This is a genomic window from Devosia limi DSM 17137 (genome assembly GCF_900128975.1).
In the GTDB taxonomy this organism is placed as follows: Bacteria; Pseudomonadota; Alphaproteobacteria; order Rhizobiales; family Devosiaceae; genus Devosia; species Devosia limi.
The window spans coordinates 289,957-305,745 of the sequence record NZ_FQVC01000003.1 but is presented as its reverse complement, the minus strand read 5'-3'; the positions used below and the strand labels follow the sequence as shown (position 1 = coordinate 305,745).

The 15,789-nt window shown below is 64.4% G+C and carries 11 protein-coding genes; 10 read left to right on the top strand and 1 reads right to left on the bottom strand.

What is annotated here, in order from left to right; genetic code table 11:
* The 10 genes from tolR to denD all read left to right on the top strand — a co-directional run bounded on the left by tolR (position 1) and on the right by denD (position 11,933).
* Complete coding sequence (tolR, locus tag BUA69_RS06970) at positions 1-453, top strand: protein TolR (protein WP_072866495.1); 453 nt, start codon at positions 1-3, stop codon at positions 451-453.
* A gap of 7 nt (positions 454-460) precedes the next feature.
* On the top strand, positions 461-1,576 hold the full coding sequence (locus tag BUA69_RS06965; protein WP_046133708.1) for a hypothetical protein: 1,116 nt from the start codon (positions 461-463) through the stop codon (positions 1,574-1,576).
* 70 nt (positions 1,577-1,646) lie between these two features.
* The gene (tolB, locus tag BUA69_RS06960; protein ID WP_244468681.1) at positions 1,647-2,957 is read left to right on the top strand and encodes a Tol-Pal system beta propeller repeat protein TolB; all 1,311 of its coding nucleotides are present in this window, start codon (positions 1,647-1,649) and stop codon (positions 2,955-2,957) included.
* A 347-nt stretch (positions 2,958-3,304) separates the two neighbouring features.
* Positions 3,305-3,754 carry a peptidoglycan-associated lipoprotein Pal gene (gene pal, locus BUA69_RS06955; protein WP_082093697.1) on the top strand — a complete coding sequence of 150 codons (450 nt, stop codon included), beginning with the start codon at positions 3,305-3,307 and terminating at the stop codon, positions 3,752-3,754.
* Between the two features lie 175 nt (positions 3,755-3,929).
* Positions 3,930-4,961, top strand: coding sequence for a tol-pal system YbgF family protein (locus BUA69_RS06950; protein ID WP_143154445.1), 1,032 nt, complete (start codon positions 3,930-3,932; stop codon positions 4,959-4,961).
* Positions 4,958-6,220, top strand: coding sequence for a tRNA lysidine(34) synthetase TilS (gene tilS / locus BUA69_RS06945; RefSeq protein ID WP_143154444.1), 1,263 nt, complete (start codon positions 4,958-4,960; stop codon positions 6,218-6,220). Before BUA69_RS06950 ends, tilS begins: the two co-directional genes overlap by 4 nt.
* A gap of 230 nt (positions 6,221-6,450) precedes the next feature.
* Positions 6,451-8,379, top strand: coding sequence for an ATP-dependent zinc metalloprotease FtsH (gene ftsH / locus BUA69_RS06940; RefSeq protein WP_046133712.1), 1,929 nt, complete (start codon positions 6,451-6,453; stop codon positions 8,377-8,379).
* Between the two features lie 129 nt (positions 8,380-8,508).
* Complete coding sequence (gene glmM, locus BUA69_RS06935) at positions 8,509-9,852, top strand: phosphoglucosamine mutase (protein WP_046133860.1); 1,344 nt, start codon at positions 8,509-8,511, stop codon at positions 9,850-9,852.
* A 241-nt stretch (positions 9,853-10,093) separates the two neighbouring features.
* Complete coding sequence (locus BUA69_RS06930; RefSeq protein ID WP_046133713.1) at positions 10,094-10,834, top strand: outer membrane protein; 741 nt, start codon at positions 10,094-10,096, stop codon at positions 10,832-10,834.
* Between the two features lie 115 nt (positions 10,835-10,949).
* On the top strand, positions 10,950-11,933 hold the full coding sequence (denD, locus tag BUA69_RS06925) for a D-erythronate dehydrogenase (protein WP_046133714.1): 984 nt from the start codon (positions 10,950-10,952) through the stop codon (positions 11,931-11,933).
* Positions 11,934-12,098: 165 nt separating this feature from the next.
* On the opposite strand, the gene putA is transcribed toward denD, so the two are convergent.
* Entirely contained in the window at positions 12,099-15,758 is a 3,660-nt protein-coding gene (putA, locus tag BUA69_RS06920; RefSeq protein WP_046133715.1) for a bifunctional proline dehydrogenase/L-glutamate gamma-semialdehyde dehydrogenase PutA, read from the bottom strand.
* Positions 15,759-15,789: the final 31 nt, after the last annotated feature.

The following is a 15,789-nucleotide window of genomic DNA, read 5'->3' as shown; positions in this document are numbered from 1 at the left end:
ATGGGCATGGGTGGATCAGGGGGTGGACGCGGGGGTGGCGGTGGCCGTCGCCGTCGTCGCGGCCGCGCCGGAGTGATGAGTGAAATCAACGTGACGCCGCTGGTCGACGTCATGCTGGTGCTGCTGATCGTGTTCATGGTCGCCGCACCGATGATGACGGTGGGGGTGCCGATCGACCTGCCCAAGACGCAGGCCCAGGAGCTCAACAGCCAGACCCAGCCGATCACCGTGGCCGTGACGCCAGAGGGTGTGATCTATGTCGGCGAGGATGTCGTTGCCGAGGCCGACCTGATCAGCACGGTCAGCGCGTTGGCGGTCAATGGTACCGAAGAGCGGATTTTCCTGCGCGGCGACACCAGTGCCAATTATGGTTCGGTGATGCGCGTCATGGGCATCCTGTCCGGCGCAGGTTTTACCAAGATCGGTCTGATCACCGAGCGGGAACCGGGGTAACCCGCAGATGCGCACCGGCCTCGCCGTATCGGCACTCGCTCACATCGTTGTGTTGACCGTAGGTTTGATCAATCTGGGGATGACGCAGCCTTTGGAGCCAGCGTCCGAATCGATTGCGGTGGACCTGGTGCCGATCGAAGATTTCTCCAATATCCGCGTTGGCACGCTCGACAGCGAAGTGGTCGAGACGCAGACCCCGTCTGCCGTTGAGTCAGAGGTTCCGCCCGAGCTGGCGCAGCCGACCGGCAATACCGAACAGGACCAGGCCCAGCCCAAGCCGGCAGAGCGCCCGACCCCGGTCCCGGTGACCAATACGGCACCCACCCCGGCCACGCGTCCCGAACCAGCGCCAGAGCCGGAGCCCGAACCCGTACCGGAGCCGACGCCCGAGCCCACGCCAGCCCCGGCACCAGTGCCCGAGCCGGTGCCCGAGCCAACGCCGGAACCGACCCCGGCGCCTGAGCCCGAACCGACACCGGAGCCCACGCCCGCTCCCGAGCCGACACCGACGCCAGTGCCAAGTCCGGCACCGACGCCCGAGCCGACGCCGGCGCCACAGCCGCCTGCACCGCAGCCGGCATCGCGCCCGGCCAATCTCGAGCAGAAGCGTGCCCAGTTTGCTGCCGCGGAAGCCGAGCGCCGCAAGCGCGAGGAAGAGGCAAAGAAGCTCGCGGCGGCTGAAGCGGCGGAGAAAGCGCGGCGGGAACAGGCATCAACCCAGCTCGATGCCAAGCTGGCCGATGATATTTCCGCCATAATCAACACCGATCAGTCCACCGGGGCGACGACGGGCCAGGGGGGCTCGCCGACACTGGGCAAGCCAACCGGGACCTCTGCGCGGCTCAGCCAGTCCGAACTCGATGGGCTTTCCGGCAAGATCAGGCAATTCTGGAACCTGTTGCCAAGCGAAAGCGATAGCGGGTTGAGCGTCAAGCTGCGGATCAATCTCAATCGGGATGGCACGCTGGTGGGGACGCCGCAGGTGCTGGAGCAGGACGCCTCGTCCGTTGGTGCAGCAATGGCGCGCGCTGCGCAGCGCGCCGTGATGCAGGCCGCGCCGTTCAGCCTCAAGGCCGAAGCCTATGACGAGTGGAAGCAGATCGACATTACCCTCAGGCCTTGATTAGGCCTGGGTCGCAGCATTGGATGAACAGGCCCCTGGCTCAGGCTGGGATGACGAGATGGAGACAAAGATGACTTTGCTAACCCGGCGCAACGCCATCAAACTCGGACTTGCCGGCGGCGCTGCCCTGGCGGCCAGCAACACGGCCATGGCACAGCTGCAGATTCTGGTGGAGGGCGCCAATTTCCAGCCGCTGCCGATCGCCATTCCCAATTTCGCCTCGTCGGATCCAACCTTCGGCAAGGAAATTGCCGATATCGTGCGCGCCAATCTGCGCCGCTCGGGCCTGTTCCTGCCGCTGGATCCGGCGTCACTGCCGGTGCAGGTGGGCGACGTCAACAATACCCCGGACTTTGCCACCTGGCGCACCGCCAATGTCGATGCGCTGGTGATGGGCTCGGTGGAGCGCGGCGGGCAAATTTCCTCGTCGGTGCGGGTCTGGGATACCCAGCAGGCCGCCCAGGTCGTCGGCAAGTCCTACAATACCGATCCCAACAGCTCGCGCCGCGTCGCCCACATCATCTCGGACGCGATCTATGAATCGCTGGCCGGGGAGTCCGGTTATTTCGATACCCGCGTGGTCTATGTGGCTGAAAGCGGCCCCAAGGCCAATCGCGTCAAGCGCCTCGCCATCATGGATCAGGATGGCGCCAATGTGCAGTACCTGACCGACGGGCGGACCCTGGCGCTGACGCCGCGGTTCTCGCCGAACAATGACATGGTCACCTATATGAATTTCGAGGAGGGCAATCCGCAGGTTTACCTGTTGCAGCTCTCGACCGGCCAGCAACAGCGGCTGGCTTCGCTCGGGGCGATGACCTTTGCGCCACGCTTTTCGCCCGATGGGCAGCGCGTGGCGTTCTCGGTGGAGCAGAACGGCGCCACCAATATTTATTCGATTGGCGTCGGCGGCGGCCAGCCGACCCAGCTGACCTCGGGCGCGGCTATCGATACCGGTCCGTCCTATTCGCCCGATGGCAGCCGGATCGTGTTCGAAAGCGATCGTGGCGGTTCGCCCCAGCTCTACATGATGGGCGCCAGTGGTGGGCAGGCGCAGCGCATCAGCTTTGGCCAGGGCATCTATTCGACCCCGGTCTGGTCCCCCAAGGGCGACCTGATCGCCTTTACCCGCATGTCGGGTGGCCAGTTCAATATTGGCATCATGAAGCCCGATGGGTCAGGCGAGCGCCTGCTCTATTCGAGCTATCACGCGGAAGGCCCGACCTGGGCGCCCAATGGCCGCGTCATCATGTTCTTCCAGGATCCGGGCGGCAATGACGGCCCCAAGCTGCAGACCGTCGATATCTGGGGTCGCAACCTGCAGACCATTCCGACTGAAAGCTATGCCTCCGATCCAGCCTGGTCGCCCTTGCGGATGTAAGCGGGCACCCCTTGGGGTTTTCGTCACATTGGACCACTGCCACGCGCCCTCGGGACAAGCCCGAGGGCGAGGCTCGGGTGGGGATGATTGGCGCAGTGGTCGTGGCGGCTAAACGGTTGTCGCACTTAACCTTAACGTGATCGTGCCCCGCCTTGTGGCTATTCTGCATCATCACAGAAAAGCCCGGATTCCCGCCACATTCGCGCCGCTATCGGCGACAATTAACCATATCAGAAAACCCGGCCTTAAGATTAAGCGCGGTAAATGCCGTGATTAAGATTGTTGCCTTTCAGGAGCCTCCAGTGGCCATCACCGCACCCATCAGTACTGCGCTGCGCGCCGCCGCAATGCTGCTTTTCGTCGTCGCCATCGCGGCGTGTTCGCGCACGCCCAACACCATGCCAACCGGCGTTGGTAATCTCGGACCCGGTGGCGGTGCTCCAGGGAGCCAGCAGGAATTCCTGGTGTCGGTCGGTGACCGCGTGTTCTTCGAGACCGATTCGTCCTCGCTGACCGCCGAAGCTTCGGCGACCCTCGACAAGCAGGCCGCCTGGCTCAACCAGTATGGCAATTACCGCATCATGATCGAAGGCCATGCCGACGAGCGCGGTACCCGCGAATACAATATCGCCCTGGGCGCGCGCCGTGCTTCCATCGTGGTGAACTACCTGGTGTCGCGCGGCGTCAATGCCCAGCGCATCAGCTCCAAGTCGTTCGGCAAGGAGCGTCCGGTTGCGATCTGCAACGACATTTCGTGCTGGAGCCAGAACCGCCGGGCCGTGACGGTCGTGCAGTAGCTATAGCGGCTTTCCCCAACGGAAAGCCTATCGATCCAGTGCAAACTGGAGGCAAGAGCGCCGGGAGCCATGTAATTGGCCCCGGCGCTTTCTTTTGACCAAAATTTGGCTTTATTCGCTGCTCTTCAATGACCATGGTGCCCGCGAGTGATGCGGTATGGACGGAGGCTCAAAGTTGAAATTGACGACCAGTAGAATGACCGGGCGCATGCCGGCTGCCCTGGCAGCGGCGCTGCTGCTTGGGGTGGCAAGCCCAGGTGCGGCGATGGCCGCCGGCCAGATGCTGCCACCCGCCGCGCTCGGCGCGGTGATGAGCGATGCAACGCCCGATCGTATCCATGTCGCCCAGGGGCAGGATGCCGCCCAGCTGATGGTGCGCATCCAGCAGCTGGAAGAGCAGATCCGCACCCTCAACGGACAGATGGATGGACTGACGTTCCAGCTGACGCAGATGCAGACGCTGATCGAACGCATGACGGAAGACAACGAGTTCCGTTTCCAGGCACTGGAAGGCGGTGCTGGGGGAAAAACTGATGCGGCAACCCAACCGGGCGGCGTGACGCAGCCCGAGGCGTTGCCGCAGGACATGGAAGCCGCCGCTCCGACCCAGATTCCCGAGCAGGGTGTTCGTCCCTTGCCCGGTGAAGCCGAGTTCGATCCCACCTTCACCGACGGCAGCACGACGCCGGGCGACGCGGTGGGCGCTTCGAGCGATCCATTGATCGGCACTGGCGGTGGCGTTGCCGGCGCGGCGCTGGGCACTGGCGAGCCGCTCGACCTGAGCTTTGATCCCAACCAGAAGCCCAGCGGCAATCCCGATGCCGATGCGCAGTTTGCCGCGGCAGCCGAGGCCATGAGCCGGAACGAATATGGCTTTGCCGAGGACCAGTTGCGCCAGTTCCTGGGGCTGTATCCCGATAATGCGCAGATGCCTGATGCAGCTAACCTGCTGGGCGAGGTGCTGATCCGACGCGCGGCCTATGACGAAGCCGCCGAAGTATTGCTCAATGCCTTCCAGAAGGCGCCCGACAGCCCCAAAGCGCCTGAATTGCTGCTCAAGCTCGGGATGTCGATTTCCGGGGCCGGGGAGCGGGAGACCGCCTGCCGGACATTCTCGGAGATCGACAAGCGCTATACGACGCTGACGCCGGACTTCCTGGCGCAACTTGCCGGCGAAAAGGCCAAGGCGGAGTGTCCGCCAGCGTGACACCACGTCTGGATGATCCTGCCGAGCGAGATGGCCTGTTTGCGCCGGTCGCGGCTTACCCCGCGATCGGCCTTGCCGTGTCTGGCGGCGCCGACAGCCTGGCGCTGATGCTGCTGGCCCATGACTGGGCGCGTGCCGCGCCGGGGCGACCGAGCTTGCACGTCTATTCCGTGGACCATGGCTTGCGGGCGGATGCGGCCGGCGAGGTTGCGATGGTGCTGGCGGCAGCCAGATCATTGGGTATCGCGGCGACTGGGCTGCGGTGGGAAGGCAACAAGCCCAAGACAGGCGTGCAGGAAGCGGCGCGGGTGGCGCGCTACCGGCTGATGGGGGCGGCGATGGCGGCGGATGGCGTGCCCGTGCTGCTCACCGCCCATCACCGCAATGACCAGGCCGAGACGCTGCTGATGCGGCTGGCCCATGGCAGCGGCATCGAGGGGCTGAAGGGCATGGCGCCGGTCGCCACTGTCGAGGGCGTGCGGGTCTATCGCCCGCTGCTGAGCGTGGCGCCGGAGGATCTGCAGGCACTGGTCAAGGCGGAAGGCCTGGTGCCGGCGCAGGACCCATCCAATCATGACGAACATTATGAGCGGGTGCGCTGGCGCCGGGCGCTGCCGCAACTGGCCGCGCTGGGGCTGGATGCCGAAACGCTGGCGCGTTTCGCCCAGCGTATGGGAGAGGCCGATATGGCCATTGCCCGGGTCGCCGACGAGCAGTTCACCGCGCTGGTCGGGCTCGACGGCTTTGGCTCGGCGCGGCTGGAACTGGCGGCTTTCGCAGATCTCAGTCCGGCTGTGGCTGTGCGGCTCCTGGGGCGGGTGCTCAAGATCGTCGGCGGGCGGCAGAAGCCGCGGGCGCTGGGACAGGTGGAACGCCTGCAACAGGCGCTCTATGGCGACGCTGTAGGCAAGGGCGTCACCGTGCTGGGCTGCGTGGTGCGGACCCATGAGGGCACCATCATCGTGGCGCGCGAGCCGGGGCGGGCACTGCCCAGTGATGTCGTGGTGCCGCCACGCTCGCAATTGGTGTGGGATGAACGCTTTCTGATCATCAACAATTCGGACGATCTCGGGCTGACTGCCGGGGTGGCCGATTATCTGCCGCGCCACCGATTGCAGGAGTTTCTGGGCTTCAAGGTGACGGCTCCGGCCGAGGCAATCCGCACCGCACCGATTGTGCGCGATGCGGCCGGGGGCGTGCTGTCGCTCGGGGGCTGGACATTCGATGACCGGATTGTCGTGCAATTGCTGATCGACTAGGGCTTGGGCTGCAATGGCGGCAGACCTTGCCGGGGCTGGGGGCGTCCCGCTAGCCGCTACTTTTGCGTGGAACGACGGGCTCGTGATGGCGTATTAACCCATTGTCGACAAAATGACTGGACGGGGCGTCAAAAGGACCGCAGGTCATGCCCTTGTAACGCCCTAATGCCGGACATACATTCGGCTCTACTGCTGGCCCTCCCGCGCGCCAGCCATCCGGGACAGGATATATGAACGGAAACTTCCGCAACTTCGCCATCTGGCTGGTCATTCTCTTCATGCTGATGGGCCTGTTTCAGGTGTTTCAGTCGTCGACCCGCTCGATTTCGGTTGCCGACAAGAGCTACAGCCAGTTTGTGACCGATGTGGACGCCGGGCGGGTTCAGAGCGTCACCATTACCGATAATGTCGTGTCTGGAGCGCTGGCCGACGGCACGCGTTTCGAAACCATTTTGCCGGATGGCGCTGACGTGATCACGCGCCTTGAGCAGAAAAATGTCTCGATCACGGCGCGGGCCCCCGAGGCCAGCCCGTTCTGGACCATCCTGCTCAGCTCCTGGCTCCCCTTCATCGTCATTATCGGCGTGTGGTTCTTCTTCATACGGCAGATGCAGGGCGGTGGCCGCGGCGGCGCGATGGGCTTTGGCAAGTCGCGCGCCAAGCTGCTGACCGAAACTCATGGCAAGGTGACGTTCGAGGACGTGGCCGGCGTGGACGAAGCCAAGCAGGACCTCGAGGAAATCGTCGAATTCCTGCGCGATCCCGGCAAGTTCCAGCGCCTGGGTGGCCGGATTCCACGCGGCGTGCTGCTGGTGGGCCCTCCGGGTACCGGTAAGACGCTGCTGGCCCGTTCGGTCGCCGGCGAAGCCAATGTGCCCTTCTTCACCATTTCGGGTTCGGACTTCGTGGAAATGTTCGTGGGTGTCGGCGCGTCTCGCGTGCGTGACATGTTCGAGCAGGCCAAGAAGAACGCGCCCTGCATTATCTTCATCGACGAAATCGACGCTGTCGGTCGCCAGCGTGGCGCCGGCATGGGCGGCGGTAACGACGAACGCGAACAGACCCTCAACCAGCTGCTGGTGGAGATGGACGGGTTCGAGGCCAATGAAGGCATTATCCTGATTGCCGCGACCAACCGTCCCGACGTTCTCGATCCGGCATTGCTGCGTCCGGGCCGCTTCGACCGTCAGGTCGTGGTGCCGAATCCGGACGTGTCGGGCCGCGAAAAGGTGCTCAAGGTTCACGTCCGCAAGGTGCCGCTGGCGCCAGATGTGGATCTCAAGACCCTGGCTCGCGGTACGCCCGGTTTCTCCGGTGCCGATCTGATGAACCTCGTCAACGAGGCCGCTCTGCTGGCAGCGCGGCGCAACAAGCGCTTCGTCACCCACCAGGAATTCGAGGACGCCAAGGACAAGATCATGATGGGCGCCGAGCGCCGCACCATGGCCATGTCGGAAGACGAAAAGAAGCTGACCGCCTATCACGAAGCTGGCCATGCCATCATCGCGCTCAAGGTTGCCGGGATCGATCCGATCCATAAGGCGACGATCATTCCGCGTGGCCGGGCACTGGGCATGGTGATGACGCTTCCGGAAAGCGACAGCTATTCGTTCAGTCGTGAGAAGGCCCTGGCCCGCCTCACCATGCTGTTCGGTGGTCGGGAAGCCGAGATCATCAAGTTCGGCCCGGAAAAGGTTACTTCGGGTGCGTCTGGCGATATCCAGATGGCAACGAGCCTCGCCCGGTCGATGGTGATGGAGTGGGGCATGAGCGAGAAGCTCGGCCGCGTCCGCTACAAATCGAGCGAACAGGAAGTCTTCATCGGTCATTCGATGACCCAGTCGACCAATATGAGCGACGACACGGCCAAGCTGATCGACCAGGAAGTGCGCAAGCTGATCGAGGATGGCGAGGCTTCGGCCAAGCAGATCCTGACCACCTACCACGATGAGTGGGAGGCCATTGCCCAGGCGCTGCTCGAATATGAGACGCTGACCGGCGATGAATTGCGCGACCTGATGGATGGCAAGCAGCCAATCCGTCCCGATGATAGCGATCAGGCGCCCAAGGCGTCGGGTGTGCCCTCGGCAGGCAAATCAGGCAAGAAGCGCCCCGATTCGCCGCCCGAAGCCGGGCTTGAGCCGCAGCCGGGCAGTTAAGGTCGTCCACCGAATTGGAAAGGGGTGCCACGGCGCCCCTTTTTTTTGACGCGTTTTTACGATATTGCGCGCCAATACATGCTTGCAGCCGACTGACCAGACGCCAGCCGGGTAAAACAGAGGCGGATGATGGCAAGAAAATATTTCGGCACGGACGGTATTCGCGGCCTGGCCAATGGCTCCAAGCTGACGCCGGATCTGGCCCTGCGCGTGGGTATGGCGGCGGGACAGAAATTTGTGCGCGGCGATCACCGCAACCGCGTGGTCATCGGCAAGGATACGCGGCGCTCCGGCTATATGATCGAACAGGCCCTGACCGCCGGTTTCACCGCCGTGGGCATGGATGTGTATCTGCTCGGGCCGATGCCGACGCCGGCCGTTGCCATGCTGACGCGCTCGCTGCGCGCCGATCTCGGCGTGATGATTTCAGCCTCGCACAATCCGTTCGAGGACAATGGCATCAAGCTGTTCCGTCCGGATGGCTACAAGCTGAGCGACGAGATCGAGCTTGAAATCGAGCGCATGATCGATGGCGACATGAGCGGGTTCCTGGCGCATGGCCGTGACATTGGTCGCGCCCACCGCGACGAGGAAGCGCGGACGCGCTATATCGAATATGCCAAGCGCACCCTGCCGCGCAATATCGACCTCTCGGGGCTGCGCGTGGTGCTCGACTGCGCCAATGGCGCCGCCTACAAGGTAGCCCCGGTGGCCCTGTGGGAGCTGGGCGCGGAGGTCATCACCATCGGCAATGAGCCCGATGGCTTCAATATCAACCACAAGGTCGGATCGACGGCGCCGGAGGCCGTTGCCGCCAAGGTGCGCGAAACCCGCGCCGATATCGGCATTGCGCTGGATGGCGACGCCGATCGCGTGATCATCGTCGATGAAAACGGCCAGGTGATCGATGGCGATCAGTTCATGGCGGTCATCGCCCAGAGCTGGATGCAGCGCGAAATGCTGGTCGGTGGCGGCATCGTCGCGACCATCATGAGCAATCTGGGGCTGGAGCGCTATCTCGGCTCTATCGGGTTGACGCTGGAGCGCACCCAGGTGGGTGACCGATACGTGCTCGAAGCCATGCGGTCCAAGGGCTTCAATGTCGGCGGCGAGCAATCGGGCCACATCATCCTCTCCGACTTCACCACCACGGGGGATGGCCTCGTGGCAGCGCTGCAATTGCTGGCGGTGCTGAAGCAGGACGAACGTTCGATTTCGGAAATCTGCGCCCGCTTTGAAAAGGTGCCGCAGCTGCTGCGCAGCGTGAAGTTCAAGTCCGGTAAGCCACTGCAGCACAAGCAGGTGATCCAGGCGATTGCCGATGGCCAGGCCATGCTGGGCACCGGCGGGCGGCTGGTGATCCGCGAGAGCGGCACCGAGCCGGTGATCCGGGTGATGGGCGAGGCGGATGACGCCGCGCTGGTCAACACCGTGGTCACCCAGATCGAAGCTGCGATCCGCGAAATCGCCTGACGCTCTTAATAAACGCCAAGACATCGAAGGCCGCAGTGCGATTTGCGCTGCGGCCTTTTTGTTGATGGGCGAAAGAGATTTAGGTGTCGCAAGTCGGGGGTAGTTGGGGTTGTGCGGGTGGCGTCGAATACTGTCGTTATGCTGGGGTTAGGGTTAAGTCGTAGGGTTAAGTGAGATTTAAGAAAATTGCCCGATATTGGCCATCAATCGACTGGTGTCGTGGCAATTCCGAGGACTCATTATGCGCAAGCTGATCGCTGCGATTCTGGTGGCAGGAGCCGCCGTTCCTACTGGTGCGGCATTTGCCGCCGACATGCCTTTTTATCCCCCTGTCATTGATGTTCCGGATGTGGACTACGGCTATACCGGCTCCTTCTATCTGCGCGGCAGTGGCGCGGTGAACCTGGCCTGGGCCAAGGAAGTGACGCATCCCTCCGTAGTGCCACCGTCCTTTGCGACCGATGGCTATGGCTATGGCTATTCGTTTGGTACCGGCTTTGGTTATGAAACCGGGACCGGCCTGCGCTTCGACGTGACCGTCGACTATCTGAGCAATGAAGGTGTGCAGGCGACCATCCCCGCCTCCGCTGCGCCGGTTCTGTCCCCGGGCGTCCACAAGCTGCTGCTGCGCTCGACCGTGGCGCTAGCCAACGCCTATTACGATTTCGGCATTGGCGGGGACGGCTATGGTGCCGGCGGCGGCATGTTCGGTTATGTCGGCGCGGGCGCCGGTGTGGCCTTCAACAATTTCACCACCACCAGCCCGGCTGGCGCGCCGTCCGATATCTGGTCGACCAATACCAGCTTCGCCGCTGCGGCGATGGCCGGCGTTGGCTATGATTTTGGCGCTGTGGTTGCCGATCTCGGCTATCGCGGGCTCTATATCAACCAGCTCAGCAACCCCGGCACGACCGTACCCTACAATATCGACAATGTGCTGGTGCATGAAGTGCGCGGCACGGTGCGTTACCGCTTCAACTAAGCGGCCCCCGCATCGCAAGAGCATTCAACCGGCGTCCAATGGGCGCCGGTTTTTTGTTGTTCGGGGTGGACAGCTCGGTCGGGCAATGCACTGCTTGGGGCCTGGAGGAGCAGGCATGAATGTTCTGGTTATTGGGGCTGCCGGCATGGTGGGGCGCAAGCTGGTGGCGGCGCTGGTGCGGGACGGCGCGGTTGGGGGCGTGCCGATCAGCGGGCTGACGCTGGCCGATCTGCAGGAGCCGGACCCGCCGGTGACGGGCATGGCGGTCAAATGCGTGGCCGCGGACCTGTCGCGGCCGGGGAGTGCCGAGACGCTATTGGCCGATCAGCCGGAGCTGATCTTTCATCTGGCGGCGGTGGTTTCGGCAGAGGCAGAGGCCAATTTCGAGAAGGGCTATCGGATCAATCTCGATGGCACGCGGCTGTTGTTCGAGGCGATCCGGCATGCCGGGGAGGTGCAGTCCTATTGTCCGCGCGTGGTGTTCACATCCTCGATCGCGGTGTTTGGCGAGCCGCTGCCGGCGGTGATCGGGGATAGCCATGAGCAGACGCCGTTAACCAGCTATGGGACGCAGAAGGCGATTTGCGAGCTATTGCTGGCGGACTATTCGCGACGCGGGCTTTTCGATGGTGTGGGGATCAGGCTGCCGACCATCGCGGTGCGGCCGGGCAAGCCCAACAAGGCGGCATCGGGGTTTTTCTCGGGGATCATTCGCGAGCCGCTATCGGGGCAGGAAGCGGAGTTGCCGGTGGCCGAAAGCGTGCGCCACTGGTTTGCCAGCCCGCGGGCGGCCGTGGGCTTCCTGCTGCATGCGGCGGCGATGGACACGGCGCTGCTGGGCAATCAGCGCAACCTGACCATGCCGGGACTGGCGGCAACAGTGGGCGAGCAGATCGCGGCACTGGAGCGGGTAGCCGGGCGCGATGCGGTCGCGCGGATCAAGCGGGTGCCGGATGCGACGACTGCCGGGATTGTCGCGGGGTGGCCGCAGGCGTTCGAGGCGGAGCGGGCGAGGCGGTTGGGGTTCGTCGGGGAGACGAGTTTCGACGAGATTATCCTCATCCATATCGAGGATGAGCTGGGTGGATGGATTGGGTGAGGGGGGCGAGTATTGCCGCGGAGGTGAGGCGCCTGGGGTGGTGAGGGGGAAGAATGGATTCCCGCCTGCGCGGGAATGACCCCGTGGGGGAATACGGCCGGTGGGGTGGTGCGCTTCGGTGGTGGGCCCTCACTCCCGGAGGAGCGAGGGCCCGCTTGAGTGCGCTCAGGAAATCGCCATCAGGCTGGCATTGCCGCCGGCGGCGGCGGTGTTGATGCTGATGGACACTTCGTTGGCCAGCAGCGACAGATCGTAGGCCTGGCTGCCGTCGAGCAGGCCAGCGGCGGTGGCGCTCTGGATGGTGACGATGGCGCCGTTGCGGGCGGCCAGCTGCACGGCGACGCCGCGGACGGGTTCGGCGCTGCCTTCGATGAGGGCGGCGGCGATATCGGTGGCGTCGTCAATGCTGGCGGCGGTGCTGATCTGGCTGGCGACTTCGGCCGGGAGCGCGCCCAGCGTGGCGGTCAGATTGGCGGGAGCGACGACGACAGCCGTGTTGCCGGTGGCGAGGATGGCAGCCAGTTGCAGGGCGAGGCCGGTAGCGGTTTCGGGCAGCAGTAGGATGCGACCGCGTGGGTCCAGGCGATAGTCATTGGTTTCGCCGACCGGGCCGGGCAGGTCGAGGTCACCCCCTACCGGGGAGGCGTCGGCATAGGCTCGGGCCAGTTCTGCCTCGGCGGCCTGACCGTGCTGATCCAGCCAATCGGCATAGATCGAGGCGGCAGGCATGCCGAGGGAGGTAACGTCCATGGGCTGCAGCGGAGCCTGGCGCAGCAGGCGGCGCAGATAGAGCGGTCCGCCGGCCTTGGGGCCGGTGCCGGACAGGCCATGGCCGCCGAATGGCTGCACACCGACCACGGCGCCGATGACGTTGCGGTTGACGTAGATATTGCCGGCGTGGATGTGGCTGGTGACCTCGTCGACGGTATCGTCGACGCGGGTGTGCAGGCCAAAGGTCAGGCCATAACCCAGCGCATTGATGTCATCGATCAGCTGTTCCATGCGGTCGCGGCGGAAGCGATAGACATGCAGGATGGGGCCAAAGACCTCGCCCGGCAGGTCACTGAGTTCGCGCAGCTCGATGATGGTGGGGGCGACGAACGTGCCCTCGGCGGTTTCGGGGCTGAGCGGCAGGCTCTCGATGGCCAGGCCCTTGCCGGCCATGGCGCGGATATGGTCGAGCAGGCGCTGCTGGGCTTCGTGCGAAATGACCGGGCCGATATCGGTGGCGAGGCGGTCGGGATTGCCGATGCACAGGGTCGCCATGGCGCCCTTGAGCATGACGAGCGTGCGGTCGGCGATGTCTTCCTGCAGGCAGAGGATGCGCAAAGCCGAGCAGCGCTGGCCGGCGCTATCGAAGGCCGAGGCCAGCACGTCATTGACGACCTGTTCGGTCAGAGCAGTGGAATCGACGATCATGGCGTTCTGGCCGCCGGTTTCGGCGATCAGCGGGATCGGGCGGCCATCGGGCAGGGTGCGGCTGGCCAGTTGACGCGCGATCAGGCGGGCGACATCGGTCGAGCCGGTGAACAGCACGGCGCTGGTGGCGGGATTGGCGACGAGGGCGGCACCGACGGCGCCGTCACCGGGCAGCAGATGCAGCACATCGGCGGGAATGCCGGCCTCGTGCAGGATGCGTACGCCTTCGGCGGCGATCAGCGGGGTTTCCTCGGCTGGCTTGGCGATGACGGCATTGCCGGCGGCCAGGGCGGCGCAGACCTGGCCGGTAAAGATGGCCAGCGGGAAGTTCCACGGGCTGATGCAGACGGCGACGCCGAGCGGCAGGTGCTCAGGCGTGAAACCATCACGGATCTGGGCACCATAATAGCGCAGGAAATCGATGGCCTCGCGGACCTCGGCGATGGCATTGGGCGCGGATTTTCCGGCCTCGCGGATGGCGAGCCCGATCAGGGTTGGCATCCGCTCCTGCATCAGATCGGCAGCGCGGAACAGTTTTTCGGCGCGCTCAGCCGGGGCAGTGGCGGCCCAGGCGGGGGCGGCAGCCGAGGCGGTGAGGAAGGCATTGGCAATGGTCGCAGCGCTGGCCACGGTCATGGTACCAACGCGGTCGGCGTGATTGGCTGGATTGAGGATTTCGACGACCTCGCCGGCGCCTTCACGCGGGCTCGACAGCCATTGGCGGGCGGCGCTGTCCTGCAGGGCATTGGTCAGTTGGCGCAGCGTGCCTTCATCGGCGAGATCGAGACCGGCCGAATTGGTGCGGGAGGGGGCACGGGTATCGGCGGGCAGGAGGATGCCGGCATGGGGGGCGCCGAGTGGGGTGATGGCGCGCGCCTGATCGACCGGGTCGATTGCCAGTTCTTCGATCGAGACAGCTTCATCGGCGATGCGGTTGACGAAGGAGCTGTTGGCGCCGTTTTCGAGCAGGCGTCGGACCAGATAGGCGAGCAGGGTTTCGTGCGAGCCAACAGGTGCATAGATGCGGCAGGGGCGCTTGAGCGGGCCGACGACCTGCTCATAGAGCTTTTCGCCCATGCCATGCAGGCATTGGAACTCATACTTGCCGATGAAGAAATCGGGACCGGCCAGTTCCATGATGGTGGCCAGGGACTGGGCATTGTGCGTGGCGAATTGCGGGAACACGGCTTCGGGCTCGGCCAGCAGCTTCTTGGCGCAGGCGACATAGGCGATGTCGGAGTAGATCTTTCGGGTATAGACCGGGAAGCCCGAAAAGCCTTCGATCTGGGCCAGCTTGATCTCGCTATCCCAATAGGCGCCCTTGACCAGGCGCACCATCAGGCGATGGCCGGAGCGCCGGCCGAGATCGATCAGGAAATCGATGACGAAGGGGCAGCGCTTGGAATAGGCCTGGACCACGAAGCCAAGGCCGTTCCAGTCCTTGAGATCGGGATCCAGGCAGAGGGCTTCGAGCAGGTCGAGCGAGATATCGAGGCGGTCGGCTTCCTCGGCGTCGATATTGAGACCAATATTGTAGCGCTTGGAGAGCACGGCCAGCGTCTTGAGGCGCGGCAGCAGCTCATCCATCACCAGGGCCTTCTGGGCGCGGCGATAGCGTGGATGCAACGCCGAGAGCTTGATCGAGATTCCGGGCTCCTCATAGGGGCCCTTGCCGCCGGTGGACTGGCCGATGGCATGGATGGCGCGCTCGTAATCGGCGAGGTAGCGGGCGGCATCGGCAGCGGTGGTCGCGGCTTCGCCGAGCATGTCATAGGAATGGCTGAAGCCCTCGGCCATCTTGCTGCGGCTGCGCTCCAGCGCCTTATCGATGGTCTGGCCGAGCACGAAGGTCTCGCCCATGATGCGCATGGCCAGATCGACGCTCTTGCGGATCACCGGCTCGCCGCCCCGGGCGATCAGGCGGGTCAGTGCGGTGCCCAGGCCATCTTCGCGATTGAAGCTGTCGGTGAGCTTGCCGGTGACCAGCAGGCCCCAGGTGGCTGCGGTGGTGAAGAGGGAGCGGCCGCCACCGAGATGGGCGCCCCAGTCGCCGGGGGCAACCTTGTCGCGGATCAGCGCATCGCGGGTGGCCTTGTCAGGCACGCGCAGCAGCGCTTCGGCCAGGCACATCAGCGCCACGCCTTCCTGGCTCGACAGCGAATATTCCTGCATCAGGCCTTCGATGGGCGACAGGCTCTTGTCGGTGCGGATGGCGGTGACGATCTGGCGGGTCGTGGCGGCAATGCGGGCGCGGGCCTCGGCGGGGAGCGTCGCGGCTTCAACCAAAGGCGGCACGCATTCGGTTTCCGGCCGGCGCGTGGCTGCGGCGATAGCGTCGCGCAGTGGATCGGGCTGGCGCAGGAATGGGTCAAACGCGGCAAACGGGCGGGCTGGTGACTGGGTCATATCTCGGCCTGAAAGGAGGGGCGGATGGGGC

What these genes read in the sequence shown, in the direction of transcription:
- tolR (WP_072866495.1), top strand. Translation starts at nt 1, where the DNA reads ATGGGCATGGGTGGATCAGGGGGTGGACGCGGGGGTGGCGGTGGCCGT.
- BUA69_RS06965 (WP_046133708.1), top strand. Translation starts at nt 461, where the DNA reads ATGCGCACCGGCCTCGCCGTATCGGCACTCGCTCACATCGTTGTGTTG.
- tolB (WP_244468681.1), top strand. Translation starts at nt 1,647, where the DNA reads ATGACTTTGCTAACCCGGCGCAACGCCATCAAACTCGGACTTGCCGGC.
- pal (WP_082093697.1), top strand. Translation starts at nt 3,305, where the DNA reads ATGCTGCTTTTCGTCGTCGCCATCGCGGCGTGTTCGCGCACGCCCAAC.
- ftsH (WP_046133712.1), top strand. Translation starts at nt 6,451, where the DNA reads ATGAACGGAAACTTCCGCAACTTCGCCATCTGGCTGGTCATTCTCTTC.
- glmM (WP_046133860.1), top strand. Translation starts at nt 8,509, where the DNA reads ATGGCAAGAAAATATTTCGGCACGGACGGTATTCGCGGCCTGGCCAAT.
- BUA69_RS06930 (WP_046133713.1), top strand. Translation starts at nt 10,094, where the DNA reads ATGCGCAAGCTGATCGCTGCGATTCTGGTGGCAGGAGCCGCCGTTCCT.
- denD (WP_046133714.1), top strand. Translation starts at nt 10,950, where the DNA reads ATGAATGTTCTGGTTATTGGGGCTGCCGGCATGGTGGGGCGCAAGCTG.
- putA (WP_046133715.1), bottom strand. Translation starts at nt 15,758, where the DNA reads ATGACCCAGTCACCAGCCCGCCCGTTTGCCGCGTTTGACCCATTCCTG.